Annotated in this window: 13 protein-coding genes; 10 read left to right on the top strand and 3 right to left on the bottom strand. The window is 55.7% G+C overall.

All coding sequences use genetic code 11. The annotated features are described in order from the left end of the window. The first annotated feature begins 8 nt into the window (after positions 1 to 8). The 9 genes from murC (at position 9) to mutT (ending at position 10,699) form a co-directional block, all read left to right on the top strand. Entirely contained in the window at positions 9 to 1,484 is a 1,476-nt protein-coding gene (murC, locus tag H7R58_RS19995) for a UDP-N-acetylmuramate--L-alanine ligase (RefSeq protein ID WP_106925408.1), read from the top strand. Then, a complete protein-coding gene (locus H7R58_RS19990) occupies positions 1,477 to 2,397 on the top strand; it encodes a D-alanine--D-alanine ligase (RefSeq protein ID WP_182929465.1) in 921 nt (306 codons plus the stop codon). Before murC ends, H7R58_RS19990 begins: the two co-directional genes overlap by 8 nt. 1 nt (position 2,398) lies before the next feature. Continuing rightward, positions 2,399 to 3,232, top strand: coding sequence for a cell division protein FtsQ (ftsQ, locus tag H7R58_RS19985; protein ID WP_106925412.1), 834 nt, complete (start codon positions 2,399 to 2,401; stop codon positions 3,230 to 3,232). Beyond that, a complete protein-coding gene (gene ftsA / locus H7R58_RS19980; RefSeq protein WP_035893041.1) occupies positions 3,229 to 4,491 on the top strand; it encodes a cell division protein FtsA in 1,263 nt (420 codons plus the stop codon). The genes ftsQ and ftsA overlap by 4 nt, the downstream gene beginning before the upstream one ends. A gap of 62 nt (positions 4,492 to 4,553) precedes the next feature. Then, the gene (gene ftsZ / locus H7R58_RS19975) at positions 4,554 to 5,705 is read left to right on the top strand and encodes a cell division protein FtsZ (protein WP_182928388.1); all 1,152 of its coding nucleotides are present in this window, start codon (positions 4,554 to 4,556) and stop codon (positions 5,703 to 5,705) included. A gap of 100 nt (positions 5,706 to 5,805) precedes the next feature. Continuing rightward, entirely contained in the window at positions 5,806 to 6,723 is a 918-nt protein-coding gene (gene lpxC / locus H7R58_RS19970; protein ID WP_106925417.1) for a UDP-3-O-acyl-N-acetylglucosamine deacetylase, read from the top strand. Positions 6,724 to 6,974: 251 nt separating this feature from the next. Further along, positions 6,975 to 7,481 (top strand): secA translation cis-regulator SecM, encoded by a 507-nt coding sequence (gene secM / locus H7R58_RS19965; protein ID WP_197974843.1) that lies wholly within the window; start codon positions 6,975 to 6,977, stop codon positions 7,479 to 7,481. Between the two features lie 64 nt (positions 7,482 to 7,545). Beyond that, positions 7,546 to 10,251, top strand: a complete 2,706-nt coding sequence (secA, locus tag H7R58_RS19960; RefSeq protein WP_182929464.1) for a preprotein translocase subunit SecA — start codon at positions 7,546 to 7,548, stop codon at positions 10,249 to 10,251. 58 nt (positions 10,252 to 10,309) lie between these two features. Next, positions 10,310 to 10,699, top strand: coding sequence for an 8-oxo-dGTP diphosphatase MutT (gene mutT / locus H7R58_RS19955; protein ID WP_106925423.1), 390 nt, complete (start codon positions 10,310 to 10,312; stop codon positions 10,697 to 10,699). Between the two features lie 82 nt (positions 10,700 to 10,781). Here mutT and yacG read toward each other — a convergent pair whose 3' ends face one another. From yacG to coaE, 3 genes are read right to left on the bottom strand one after another with little or no spacing between them, the layout of a single operon-like run. Then, entirely contained in the window at positions 10,782 to 10,976 is a 195-nt protein-coding gene (yacG, locus tag H7R58_RS19950) for a DNA gyrase inhibitor YacG (RefSeq protein WP_106925425.1), read from the bottom strand. 9 nt (positions 10,977 to 10,985) lie between these two features. Beyond that, entirely contained in the window at positions 10,986 to 11,729 is a 744-nt protein-coding gene (zapD, locus tag H7R58_RS19945) for a cell division protein ZapD (protein WP_106925427.1), read from the bottom strand. Beyond that, entirely contained in the window at positions 11,729 to 12,349 is a 621-nt protein-coding gene (coaE, locus tag H7R58_RS19940; RefSeq protein ID WP_106925430.1) for a dephospho-CoA kinase, read from the bottom strand. Before coaE ends, zapD begins: the two co-directional genes overlap by 1 nt. 225 nt (positions 12,350 to 12,574) lie before the next feature. On the opposite strand from coaE, the gene H7R58_RS19935 reads away from it, so the two are divergent. Then, positions 12,575 to 13,618, top strand: coding sequence for a GMP reductase (locus H7R58_RS19935; protein ID WP_106925432.1), 1,044 nt, complete (start codon positions 12,575 to 12,577; stop codon positions 13,616 to 13,618). The last annotated feature ends 14 nt before the right edge of the window (positions 13,619 to 13,632 follow it).

The raw sequence follows: 13,632 nt of genomic DNA, 5'->3' as shown, positions 1-13,632 counted from the left end.
TTTAGAGAATGAATACACAACAACTGGCGAAACTGCGTTCTATCGTGCCCGAGATGCGTCGCGTCCGGCACATTCACTTTGTTGGCATCGGCGGCGCCGGTATGGGCGGTATTGCCGAAGTACTGGCCAACGAAGGGTATCAGATCAGCGGTTCCGACCTGGCGCCGAACCCGGTGACCCAGCAGTTGAGTAAACTGGGCGCCACCATTTATTTCAACCATCGCCCGGAAAACGTGCGCGATGCGAGTGTTGTTGTGGTGTCAACGGCGATCTCTGCCGATAACCCTGAGATTGTGGCGGCTCGTGAGTCACGTATTCCGGTGATTCGCCGCGCCGAGATGCTGGCGGAGCTGATGCGTTTTCGTCACGGCATCGCGATTGCCGGGACGCACGGTAAAACCACCACCACCGCAATGGTAGCGAGCATTTATGCGGAAGCCGGGCTGGACCCGACCTTCGTTAACGGCGGTCTGGTGAAAGCGGCGGGCGTGCACGCGCGCCTGGGCAATAGCCGTTACCTGATTGCGGAAGCGGATGAGAGCGATGCGTCGTTCCTGCATTTGCAGCCGATGGTGGCCATTGTCACCAATATTGAAGCCGACCATATGGATACCTACCAGGGCGACTTCGAAAATTTAAAGCAGACGTTTATTAACTTCCTGCACAACCTGCCGTTTTATGGCCGCGCGGTGATGTGCGTAGACGACCCGGTGATTCGCGAACTGCTGCCGCGCGTGGGCCGTCAGACGACGACCTATGGCTTCAGCGATGACGCCGACGTGCGCGTTGAAGGTTACCAGCAGATTGGCCCACAGGGGCACTTCACGCTGGTGCGTCAGGATAAAGACAACCTGCGTGTAACGCTCAACGCCCCGGGGCGCCATAACGCCCTGAATGCGGCGGCGGCGGTTGCGGTAGCCACCGAAGAGGGTATCGAAGACGATGCGATTCTGCGCGCGCTGGAAAGTTTCCAGGGTACCGGTCGCCGCTTTGATTTCCTCGGTGAATTCCCGCTGGCGGAAGTCAACGGCAAAGAAGGTTCAGCCATGCTGGTGGATGACTATGGTCATCACCCGACGGAAGTGGATGCGACGATTAAAGCCGCGCGCGCTGGCTGGCCGGATAAAAAACTGGTGATGGTATTCCAGCCGCACCGTTATACCCGTACGCGCGACCTGTACGATGATTTCGCGCACGTATTGACCCAGGTTGACGCGCTGCTGATGCTCGATGTTTACCCGGCGGGTGAAGCGCCGATTCCGGGGGCCGACAGCCGCTCGCTGTGTCGTACCATCCGCGGGCGCGGCAAAGTGGACCCGATTCTGGTCTCCGATCCGGCTCAGGTTGCGGAAATGCTGGCTTCTGTGCTGACGGGTAATGATCTCGTGCTAATTCAAGGCGCGGGAAATATTGGTAAAATCGCGCGTAACTTAGCTGAAATCAAACTGAAGCCGCAAACTCAGGAGGAACCGCGCCATGGCTGATAAAATCGCGGTTCTTCTCGGCGGGACCTCCGCCGAGCGCGAGGTATCGCTGAATTCCGGCGCGGCGGTGCTGGCGGGGCTGCGTGAGGCTGGCGTCGATGCTCATGCGGTTGACCCAAAAGAAACCGATGTTACCCAGTTGAAAAACATGGGTTTTCAGAAAGTGTTTATTGCGCTGCACGGCCGCGGCGGGGAAGATGGCACGCTGCAGGGTCTGCTGGATCTGCTTCAGCTGCCTTATACCGGCAGCGGGGTGATGGCATCGGCTATCTCCATGGACAAATTGCGCAGCAAATTGCTGTGGCAGGGCGCCGGGCTGCCGGTTGCTCCGTGGGTGGCCGTTGACCGCGCGGCGTTTGAAAACGGGCTGTCGGATGAGGTGTTCACGCAGCTCGCCGGGCTGGGGTTGCCGCTGATCGTCAAGCCCAGCCGCGAAGGTTCCAGCGTCGGCATGTCGAAAGTGACCGAGAGTGCGCAGCTGGCGCCGGCATTAGCGCAGGCGTTTCAACATGATGACGAAGTTCTGGTAGAAAAATGGCTCAGTGGGCCTGAGTTTACGGTGGCGGTGCTCGGTGAAGAAATTTTACCGTCAGTTCGCATCCAACCAGCCGGAACCTTCTATGATTATGAGGCGAAGTATCTCTCTGATGAGACGAAATATTTCTGCCCTGGCTGTGAGGAACCTGCCCAGGAAGCCGCAATGCAATCTCTGGTGCTGAAAGCCTGGAAAGTGTTAGGTTGCCAGGGGTGGGGGCGGATTGATGTCATGCAGGACAGTGACGGGCAGTATTATCTACTGGAAGCGAACACGTCTCCGGGGATGACCAGCCACAGTCTGGTGCCGATGGCGGCGCGACAGGCGGGAATCAGTTTCTCGCAGCTGGTAGTACGAATTCTGGACCTGGCGGGGTGATATGTCGCAGGCTGCGCTGAATACGCGGAACCGTGAAGAAGAAGAGTATGCCGCTTCACGGCGCAATAATGGAACGCGTTTAGCGGGGATCCTGTTCCTGCTGGCGGTGCTGTGTACCGTGTTTGTGAGCGGCTGGGTCGTGCTGGGCTGGATGGAAGATGCGCAACGTTTGCCCATCTCAAAACTGGTGGTGACCGGCGAGCGCCACTACACGCGTAACGATGATATTCGTCAGTCCATCCTGGCGCTGGGATCGCCGGGAACCTTTATGACTCAGGACGTGAATATCGTTCAGGGCCAGATTGAACGCCTGCCGTGGATTAAGCAGGCAAGCGTAAGAAAGCAGTGGCCGGACGAATTGAAGATTCATCTGGTTGAATATGTGCCAATTGCGCGTTGGAATGATCAGCACATGGTAGATGCAGAAGGCACGGCCTTCAGCGTCCCGGCCGATCGCACCAGCAAGCAGAATTTGCCTATGCTCTATGGCCCGGAAGGCAGCGCAAGCGAAGTCTTGCAGGGCTATCACGACATGGGAGCGGTGCTCGCGAAAGGGAAGTTCACGTTGAAGGTTGCGGCGATGACCGCGCGCCGTTCGTGGCAGCTGACGCTTGATAACGGTATCAAGCTGAATCTGGGGCGGGGCGATACGATGAAGCGGCTGGCGCGTTTCCTGGAACTGTATCCGGTTCTGGAACAGCAGGCGCAAACAGAGGGTAATCGGATTAGCTATGTTGATTTGCGTTATGACTCGGGGGCGGCAGTAGGCTGGGAACCTGCTCCTGCGGCGGATACTAATCAACAACAGAATCAGGCACAGGCAGAACAACAATGATCAAGGCGACGGACAGAAAACTGGTAGTTGGACTGGAGATTGGCACTGCAAAAGTGGCCGCTTTAGTAGGGGAAGTTCTGCCCGACGGAGTGATTAATATCATTGGGGTCGGCAGTTGCCCATCCCGGGGTATGGATAAAGGCGGAGTTAACGACCTGGAATCGGTAGTAAAATGCGTACAGCGCGCTATCGACCAGGCTGAGCTGATGGCGGATTGCCAGATCTCTTCTGTATATCTGGCGCTTTCCGGCAAACACATTAGCTGTCAAAATGAAATTGGTATGGTGCCCATCTCTGAAGAAGAGGTGACGCTGGAAGACGTTGAGAACGTGGTGCACACGGCGAAGTCGGTTCGCGTGCGCGATGAACATCGTGTTCTGCACGTGATTCCGCAGGAATACGCCATTGATTACCAGGAAGGGATCAAGAACCCGGTCGGCTTGTCCGGCGTGCGTATGCAGGCCAAGGTACATTTGATTACCTGCCACAACGATATGGCGAAGAATATCGTCAAAGCGGTAGAGCGCTGTGGGCTGAAGGTCGATCAGCTGATTTTCGCCGGGCTGGCGTCAAGTTATTCCGTATTGACGGAAGACGAACGTGAGCTGGGCGTCTGTGTCGTGGATATCGGTGGCGGTACAATGGATATCGCCGTGTATACTGGCGGCGCGCTGCGCCACACGAAAGTGATCCCGTATGCGGGTAACGTGGTGACCAGCGATATCGCTTATGCATTCGGCACGCCGCCGAGCGACGCCGAAGCGATTAAAGTGCGCCACGGCTGCGCGCTGGGCTCGATTGTGGGCAAAGATGAGAGCGTTGAAGTGCCGAGCGTGGGCGGACGTCCGCCGCGCAGTCTGCAGCGCCAGACATTGGCAGAGGTCATTGAGCCGCGTTATACCGAGCTGCTGAACCTCGTCAATGAAGAGATTTTACAGTTACAGGAACAGCTTCGTCAGCAGGGGGTTAAACATCACCTCGCGGCGGGGATTGTGTTGACCGGTGGCGCAGCGCAGATTGAAGGTTTAGCCGCCTGCGCGCAGCGCGTGTTCCATACGCAGGTGCGTATTGGTGCGCCGCTGAACATTACCGGTCTGACAGACTATGCCCAGGAGCCGTACTATTCAACGGCGGTGGGCCTGCTGCACTATGGGAAAGAGTCCCATCTGAGCGGTGAAGCAGAAGTAGAAAAGCGCGTCACGGCATCGGTCGGATCGTGGATCAAACGACTGAATAGCTGGTTACGCAAAGAGTTTTAATTTTTAAAGAGACCGACGCACATTCACGGTCTCGGGCGACAGGCACAAAACGGAGAGAAACTATGTTTGAACCTATGGAACTGACCAACGACGCGGTGATTAAAGTCATCGGCGTCGGTGGCGGCGGCGGTAATGCCGTTGAACACATGGTGCGCGAGCGCATCGAAGGCGTTGAATTCTTCGCCGTTAACACCGACGCACAGGCACTGCGTAAAACGGCTGTTGGCCAGACTATCCAGATCGGTAGCGGTATTACCAAAGGTCTGGGCGCAGGGGCCAACCCGGAAGTGGGCCGTAACGCGGCCGACGAAGACCGCGAAGCGCTGCGCGCAGCGTTAGACGGTGCAGACATGGTGTTTATCGCAGCCGGCATGGGTGGCGGTACCGGTACCGGTGCAGCGCCTGTGGTTGCGGAAGTGGCTAAAGATTTAGGTATCCTGACCGTTGCCGTTGTGACCAAGCCTTTCAACTTTGAAGGCAAGAAGCGTATGGCATTCGCGGAGCAGGGTATCACCGAGCTGTCCAAGCACGTGGACTCCCTGATCACCATCCCGAACGACAAGCTGCTGAAAGTGCTGGGTCGTGGTATCTCTCTGCTCGACGCGTTTGGCGCGGCGAACGACGTGCTGAAAGGCGCAGTGCAGGGTATCGCTGAGCTGATCACTCGTCCGGGCCTGATGAACGTCGACTTTGCAGACGTGCGCACCGTGATGTCCGAAATGGGCTATGCGATGATGGGTTCCGGCGTGGCGAGCGGTGAAGATCGTGCGGAAGAAGCGGCTGAAATGGCTATCTCTTCTCCGCTGCTGGAAGACATCGACCTGTCCGGCGCACGCGGCGTGCTGGTCAACATTACTGCGGGCTTCGACCTGCGTCTGGATGAGTTCGAAACCGTGGGTAACACCATCCGTGCGTTCGCCTCTGACAATGCGACCGTGGTTATCGGTACTTCCCTTGACCCGGACATGAACGACGAACTGCGCGTGACCGTCGTTGCCACCGGTATCGGTATGGACAAACGTCCGGAGATTACCCTGGTCACCAACAAGCAGACGCCGCAGCCGGCGCTGGATCGCTATCAGCAGCACGGTATGGCGCCGCTGACCCAAGAGCAGAAACCGGCAGCAAAAGTGGTCAACGACAATACGCCGCAGACCACCAAAGAACCGGATTATCTGGATATCCCGGCCTTCCTGCGTAAGCAAGCTGACTAAGAATTAGCTGGAAGTTGGGAATCAGCGCTCTTTGTGCTAAACTGGCCCACCGAATGTGTAGTACACTTCGGTTGGATAGTTAATTTGGCGAGATTATACGATGATCAAACAAAGGACTCTTAAACGTATCGTTCAGGCGACTGGCGTCGGTTTACATACCGGCAAAAAAGTCACGCTGACGCTACGCCCTGCGCCGGCAAATACCGGGGTCATCTATCGTCGCACCGACTTGAATCCACCGGTAGATTTTCCGGCCGATGCCAAATCTGTGCGTGATACTATGCTCTGTACTTGCCTGGTCAACGAGCATGACGTGCGGATTTCTACCGTAGAGCACCTGAACGCTGCGCTGGCGGGCCTGGGTATCGACAACATCGTTGTTGAAGTCGATGCGCCAGAAATCCCGATTATGGACGGGAGCGCCGCACCGTTCGTTTATCTGCTGCTGGATGCCGGCATCGATGAACTGAACTGCGCGAAGAAATTCGTCCGCATTAAAGACACGGTTCGCGTGGAAGATGGCGATAAGTGGGCTGAATTCAAACCGTATAATGGTTTCTCGTTGGACTTTACCATCGATTTTAACCATCCGGCTATTGATGCCAGCACGCAGCGTTATGCCATGAACTTCTCCGCAGACGCGTTCATGCGACAGATTAGCCGTGCTCGTACTTTCGGTTTCATGCGTGATATCGAATATCTGCAGTCCCGTGGCCTGGCCTTGGGCGGCAGCTTCGATTGTGCCATCGTTGTTGACGATTATCGCGTACTGAACGAAGACGGCCTGCGTTTTGAAGATGAATTCGTTCGTCACAAAATGCTGGATGCAATCGGCGACCTGTTCATGTGTGGTCACAACATTATCGGTGCATTTACCGCGTATAAATCCGGTCATGCGCTGAACAACAAACTTCTGCAGGCGGTCCTGGCAAAACAGGAAGCTTGGGAATTTGTGACCTTCGAGGACGACGCAGAACTGCCGATGGCGTTCAAAGCACCGTCAATGGTTCTGGCATAAGCCCGACCATAGCGTAAATTCGACTGGCAACCTGGCACTCTCTCCGGTCAGGGAACCAGTCGTTTTTTCTTTTTGCTCCTGCCATTTTCTTTTCCCCTGCCAATAAAGATCACACGGCTGCACAACCGCTGCATTCTTAACCCGTTTTTCGCGGCTGTTTTCGTCATTCCTGCTGCTGTCACGCGGCATTAATGGTAATATCCTCGAGCTAAAATAGAATAACGGTACTTAAACCGAAGGTGGAACATTACGTGAGTGGAATGCTGACGCGTTGGCGACAGTTTGGTAGACGCTACTTCTGGCCGCATCTCCTGTTGGGGATGGTTGCTGCCGGTTTTGGTCTGCCTGCGCTTGCGAACAACGCCGAACCGGCTTCCCCCGCCCGCGCAACAACCAGTAACCATAATCCGGCGCAGAGAATTGATTTCTCGCAGCTGGCGCGGCTGGAAAGCAATCGTCGCCCCTCCTTCAGCGTAGACTACTGGCATCAGCATGCTATTCGCACCGTTATTCGCCACCTTTCTTTTGCCATGGCGCCAACCGCCTCTCCGGTTGCCGAGCCGACGTCGCCACTGCAGGCGGCACAGCACCTGGCGCTGCTCGATACCCTGAATGCGCTGCTCAACGTCGAGAGCCAGCCGTCGATTGTGATTGCTCAGGGGGCGGCATTACCCGCCTTCTCACCTCCGGTTTTTAGCATTCCTGCCTGGGTAAGCCAGGTGCAGGGCATTCGCGCCGGGCCGCAGCGCCTCGTCTGAAAATAACCGTGTTAACTCCTTTATTTTTATGACTCCGCGATGGCGGGGCGTTTGAGATTTTATTATGTTAATCAAATTATTGACCAAAGTTTTTGGTAGTCGTAACGATCGTACCCTGCGCCGTATGCGCAAAACCGTCGCTGTTATCAACGCGATGGAGCCAGAAATGGAAAAGCTCTCCGATGACGAGTTGAAGGCTAAAACAAACGAATTTCGTGCCCGTATTGAAAAAGGGGAAACCGTTGAAAGCCTGATCCCGGAAGCGTTTGCCGTGGTACGTGAAGCCAGCAAACGTGTATTCGGTATGCGCCACTTCGACGTCCAGCTGTTGGGTGGGATGGTCCTGAACGATCGCTGCATCGCGGAAATGCGTACCGGTGAAGGTAAAACCCTGACCGCGACCCTGCCGGCTTACCTGAACGCGCTGTCCGGTAAGGGCGTGCACGTTGTGACCGTCAACGATTACCTGGCTCAGCGTGACGCCGAAAACAACCGTCCGCTGTTCGAATTCCTCGGCATGACCGTGGGCGTCAACATGTCTGGTCTGCCGGCGCCTGCTAAGCGCGAAGCCTACAATGCCGACATTACCTACGGTACTAACAACGAATACGGCTTTGACTACCTGCGCGACAACATGGCGTTCAGCCCGGAAGAACGCGTACAGCGTAAACTGCACTATGCGCTGGTGGATGAGGTCGACTCCATCCTGATCGATGAAGCGCGTACCCCGCTTATCATCTCCGGCCCGGCAGAAGACAGCTCGGAAATGTACAAGCGCGTTAACAAAATCATTCCTCACCTGGTGCGTCAGGAGAAAGAAGACTCCGACACCTTCCAGGGTGAAGGCCACTTCTCCGTAGATGAAAAAGCCCGTCAGGTTAACCTGACCGAACGCGGTCTGGTGCTGATTGAAGAGCTGCTGGTTAAAGAAGGCATCATGGACGAAGGTGAGTCGCTCTACTCGCCGGGCAACATTATGCTGATGCACCACGTTACTGCCGCGCTGCGCGCTCACGTGCTGTTCACCCGTGACGTCGACTACATCGTGAAAGACGGCGAAGTTATCATCGTCGATGAACACACCGGTCGTACCATGCAGGGACGTCGCTGGTCCGATGGCCTGCACCAGGCCGTGGAAGCGAAAGAAGGCGTTGAAATCCAGAACGAAAACCAGACGCTGGCATCCATCACCTTCCAGAACTACTTCCGTCTGTACGAAAAACTGGCCGGTATGACCGGTACTGCAGATACCGAAGCGTTCGAATTCAGCTCTATCTACAAGCTGGACACCGTGGTTGTTCCGACCAACCGTCCGATGATCCGTAAAGACATGCCGGACCTGGTCTACATGACCGAAGCGGAAAAAATTCAGGCGATCATCGAAGATATTAAAGAGCGTACTGCGGCAGGCCAACCGGTGCTGGTCGGTACTATCTCTATCGAAAAATCTGAAGTGGTTTCCCATGAGCTGACCAAAGCGGGTATCAAGCACAACGTGCTGAACGCCAAGTTCCACGCTAGCGAAGCGGATATCGTTGCACAGGCGGGTTACCCTTCTGCCGTGACCATCGCCACCAACATGGCAGGTCGTGGTACCGATATTATGCTGGGCGGTAGCTGGCAGGCAGAAGTCGCGCAGCTGGAAGACCCAACCCCGGAACAAATTGCGCAGATCAAAGCCGATTGGCAGGTTCGTCACGACGCCGTGCTGGCGGCTGGCGGTCTGCATATCATTGGTACTGAACGTCACGAATCTCGTCGTATCGATAACCAGCTGCGCGGCCGTTCCGGTCGTCAGGGTGACGCGGGTTCTTCTCGTTTCTACCTGTCGATGGAAGATGCCCTGATGCGTATCTTTGCCTCTGACCGCGTGTCCGGCATGATGCGTAAACTGGGGATGAAACCGGGCGAAGCGATTGAACACCCGTGGGTTACCAAGGCAATTGCTAACGCGCAGCGTAAAGTGGAAAGCCGCAACTTCGATATTCGTAAGCAGCTGCTGGAATACGATGACGTTGCCAACGACCAGCGCCGTGCGATCTACACCCAGCGTAATGAACTGCTGGACGTGAGCGACGTGAGCGAAACCATCAACAGCATCCGCGAAGACGTGTTTAAAGCTACCATCGATGCGCACATTCCGCCGCAGTCGCTGGAAGAAATGTGGGATATCCCTGGCCTGCAGGAACGTCTGAAAAACGACTTCGACCTCGATCTGCCTATCTCTGAGTGGCTGGATAAAGAGCCTGAACTGCACGAAGAGACGCTGCGCGAGCGTATTCTGGAAAGCGCCGTTGAGGTGTACAAACGTAAGGAAGAAGTGGTCGGCGCTGAGATGATGCGTCACTTTGAAAAAGGCGTGATGCTGCAAACGCTGGATTCTCTGTGGAAAGAGCACCTGGCCGCGATGGACTACCTGCGTCAGGGGATCCACCTGCGTGGCTATGCGCAGAAAGATCCGAAGCAGGAGTACAAACGTGAATCCTTCTCTATGTTTGCCGCCATGCTGGAGTCGCTGAAGTATGAAGTGATCAGCACCCTGAGCAAAGTGCAGGTGCGCATGCCGGAGGAAGTTGAAGCGATGGAACTGCAGCGTCGTGAAGAAGCCGAGCGTCTGGCACAGATGCAGCAGTTGAGCCATCAGAGCGATGACGAAGCCGCCGCGCAGGATCTGGCCGCGCAGACCGGCGAACGTAAAGTGGGCCGTAATGACCCATGCCCTTGCGGTTCCGGTAAAAAATACAAACAGTGCCACGGCCGTCTGAGCTAAGGTCATTATAAAAAATAAAAGGCGCAGACTTCTGCGCCTTTTTTATGGGTAAGACAAAATGAAAATACTGCAAATATCCGTCGGCATCATTCGCAATGTCAGTGGCGAAATCTATATCACTCAGCGCGCTGCCGATGCGCACATGGCGCATAAGTGGGAGTTTCCAGGCGGCAAAATTGAGTCCGGAGAGTCGCCGCAGGAGGCGGTAATCCGCGAGCTGGAAGAAGAGGTTGGGATTGTGGTTACCTCGCTGCAACCGTTTGATAAGCTGGAATATCAGTTTCCCGATCGTCACATAACGCTGTGGTTCTGGCTGGTTGATAGCTGGGAAGGGGCGCCGTGGGGGAAAGAAGGGCAGCCGGGGCGTTGGGTTGCGCAACGTGATTTAGTGGCGGACGAATTTCCGCCAGCGAACGCGCCGGTGATTGAAAAGCTCATTGCGGGGTAGGCCTGATAAGCGGAGCGCCATCAGGCTAAATGGTGCAGGTTGCCGGATGGCGGCGTAGCGCCTCATCCGGCCCTACGCGACATTACTGTTGTTCTTCGCTCCAGTCGTCGCTGTCGGAGAGATCGCCGCTGCTCGGAATGCGTTTCTCTTCCGCCGCCCACTCTCCGAGATCGATAAGCTGGCAGCGCTTAGAACAGAATGGACGATAAGGACTTTGTTCGCCCCAAATAACCGGCTTATTGCAGGTTGGACAGTTTACCGTTGTCACCTCAGTCATTCTCTCTCCTTAGCAGCATGCCAGTTCAAAATCCAGTCGCTCCGGCACCACGCCGTGCTCGCTGTCCAGCGGCATAAAGCGAATGGCGAAACGGCTCTTATGGCCGGAGATTTGCGGGTAAAGCTGAGACGTTAGCTCAAGCTTCAGACGCAGCAGGTCCGCATCGTCGCCGTTATCCTGATAGAAGCCGTTCAGGCTGGTTTGCTTGCGGAACTGCGCGGAGTTGCGAACCAGATCGAGAATCAGCGACAGCGCCTGATTCAGCGGCTCAAGGCTGGCAAGCCATGATTCGACCTGGGCGTCGCGCTGATGCTGTTTTGAATGCAGCCAGATGTGCAGCGTCGGCAAATCGAAGCTGCAGCAGCCGCCCGGGATACTTAGACGCTGACGAACCAGCGCGATCAGGCGATCTTCGCGCAGGAACTGCCCGATGCGTGGTGCCGCCATCAGAATAGTGCTGCTGTTTTTCAGCTGCTGACGCAGGGCGTCAATGCGGCTGAGATCGACGCCCTGAACTTCGCTCCAGGCGTTGAGTTTGCGCTGCTGGCGCTCCAGCTCTTTTAGCAGCTCCGTGCGGATATCGCCGCGTTCGAACACATCCAGTAAATCCCCGACGTTGCGAAAAAAGTGCAGCGCGCTGGCGTGATCCCTGATGGGTAAATTGGCATTCAATTGCTCAGTCAGAAATTCAATACGCAGCCAGGTACGCATTTTTTCATTTAGCGGATGCTCAAAAAGGATGTGGGTGTGCATTACGATTTTTCCTGTGATACAGCCTGTGCCGCGAGCTCAAGGTAGTGCGCGTGAAGGCGAGCGACATCCGATGCAATAGCATCTGGTGTGCCGTTGTTATTAATAATGTCATCAGCAACCGCCAGGCGCGCTTCACGCGTGGCCTGAGCAGCAAGAATGTTTTCGGCATGCTCACGCGATACGTGGTCGCGCTGCATGGTACGAAGCAGCTGGGTTTCTCGCGATACATCAACGACCAGGACGCGATCGGCCCGCTGATAAAGCTTGTTTTCCACCAGCAGGGGAACAACCCACAGTACGTAAGGCGAGGTGGCCTGCCGTAGCTGACGCTGCGTTTCCTGCTGAATCAATGGGTGTAAGAGGGCGTTTAGCCAGGCTTTTTCCTCAGGATGAGCAAAGATGCGCTCGCGCAGCCCCCGGCGATCTAATTCGCCTTCTGCGGTGAGGATATGAGAACCAAAACGATCGGCGATGGCGGCGAGCGCCGGCGTACCGGGTTCGACAACCTGACGGGCGAGAATATCGGCATCAATCACGTTAATTCCCAGGTGAGCAAAGGCCTCTGCGACCGTACTTTTGCCGCTGCCGATGCCGCCTGTTAACGCCACTGTGTAAGTCATACCGCTAAGCCCTGGATTTTTTGCATGAAAATCATTTGGTTAAAAAACTGGCAGCCCTGTGCGAGTGAATCAATGATGCACTGTACTATTCGCCAGGTAAATTTATGGGATTGTAGCTTAAAAAAAGTGAAAATCGCAGTCTTGCGAAGCCCTGATTAGTGCGTATGATTGCATTACTGGAGTTGTGCTCTCAATTTAATTGCCATTAACCCCAGGAATTCGCACATGCGTATCGAAGAAGATCTGAAGTTAGGTTTTAAAGACGTTCTTATCCGCCCTAAGCGCTCTACTCTTAAAAGCCGTTCCGATGTTGAACTGGAACGCGAATTCACCTTTAAACATTCAGGCCAACGCTGGTCAGGCGTGCCGATTATCGCTGCGAATATGGACTCCGTGGGTACTTTCGGGATGGCAAAAGCACTCGCCTCTTTCGGTATCCTGACGGCCGTACACAAACATTACACCGTTGAAGAGTGGCAGACGTTTGTCCAGAACGAGTCCGCAGACGTGCTTAAGCACGTGATGGTGTCTACCGGCACCTCCGACGCAGACTTCGAAAAAACGCAGCAGATCCTTAAGCTGAGCCCGGCGCTGAACTTCGTGTGCATTGATGTGGCGAATGGTTACTCCGAGCATTTTGTGCAGTTCGTAGCGAAAGCGCGCGAAGCCTGGCCGACCAAGACGATTTGTGCAGGTAACGTCGTGACCGGTGAAATGTGCGAAGAGCTGATTCTGTCCGGCGCGGATATTGTGAAAGTGGGTATCGGCCCTGGCTCGGTGTGCACCACTCGCGTGAAAACTGGCGTTGGCTATCCGCAGCTCTCTGCGGTGATCGAGTGCGCCGATGCAGCGCACGGTCTGGGTGGCCAGATTGTCAGCGACGGCGGCTGCACCATGCCGGGCGACGTGGCTAAAGCCTTTGGCGGCGGCGCGGACTTCGTGATGCTGGGCGGCATGCTGGCCGGTCACGATGAAAGCGGCGGCGTGATTGTTGAAGAGAACGGCGAGAAATTTATGCTGTTCTACGGTATGAGCTCTGAGTCCGCGATGAAACGTCACGTGGGCGGTGTTGCACAATACCGCGCGGCGGAAGGCAAAACGGTTAAGCTGCCGCTGCGTGGCCCGGTAGATAACACCGCGCGCGACATCCTCGGCGGCCTGCGTTCGGCGTGCACCTACGTCGGCGCATCGCGTCTGAAAGAGCTGACTAAACGCACGACCTTCATCCGGGTGCAGGAACAAGAGAACCGCGTGTTCAATAGCCTGTAATCCTCCTCATGCAG

Origin of the sequence: Klebsiella sp. WP4-W18-ESBL-05, assembly GCF_014169075.1 — a bacterium.
In the GTDB taxonomy this organism is placed as follows: domain Bacteria; phylum Pseudomonadota; class Gammaproteobacteria; order Enterobacterales; family Enterobacteriaceae; genus Kluyvera; species Kluyvera ascorbata_B.
This window is presented reverse-complemented; position numbering and strand designations above follow the sequence as displayed.

Bases quoted from the DNA above. Each gene is read 5' to 3' on its own strand.
- ftsZ (WP_182928388.1), top strand. From the start codon at position 4,554: ATGTTTGAACCTATGGAACTGACCAACGACGCGGTGATTAAAGTCATC.
- mutT (WP_106925423.1), top strand. From the start codon at position 10,310: ATGAAAATACTGCAAATATCCGTCGGCATCATTCGCAATGTCAGTGGC.
- H7R58_RS19990 (WP_182929465.1), top strand. From the start codon at position 1,477: ATGGCTGATAAAATCGCGGTTCTTCTCGGCGGGACCTCCGCCGAGCGC.
- coaE (WP_106925430.1), bottom strand. From the start codon at position 12,349: ATGACTTACACAGTGGCGTTAACAGGCGGCATCGGCAGCGGCAAAAGT.
- murC (WP_106925408.1), top strand. From the start codon at position 9: ATGAATACACAACAACTGGCGAAACTGCGTTCTATCGTGCCCGAGATG.
- H7R58_RS19935 (WP_106925432.1), top strand. From the start codon at position 12,575: ATGCGTATCGAAGAAGATCTGAAGTTAGGTTTTAAAGACGTTCTTATC.
- zapD (WP_106925427.1), bottom strand. From the start codon at position 11,729: ATGCACACCCACATCCTTTTTGAGCATCCGCTAAATGAAAAAATGCGT.
- yacG (WP_106925425.1), bottom strand. From the start codon at position 10,976: ATGACTGAGGTGACAACGGTAAACTGTCCAACCTGCAATAAGCCGGTT.
- ftsQ (WP_106925412.1), top strand. From the start codon at position 2,399: ATGTCGCAGGCTGCGCTGAATACGCGGAACCGTGAAGAAGAAGAGTAT.
- secA (WP_182929464.1), top strand. From the start codon at position 7,546: ATGTTAATCAAATTATTGACCAAAGTTTTTGGTAGTCGTAACGATCGT.
- lpxC (WP_106925417.1), top strand. From the start codon at position 5,806: ATGATCAAACAAAGGACTCTTAAACGTATCGTTCAGGCGACTGGCGTC.
- ftsA (WP_035893041.1), top strand. From the start codon at position 3,229: ATGATCAAGGCGACGGACAGAAAACTGGTAGTTGGACTGGAGATTGGC.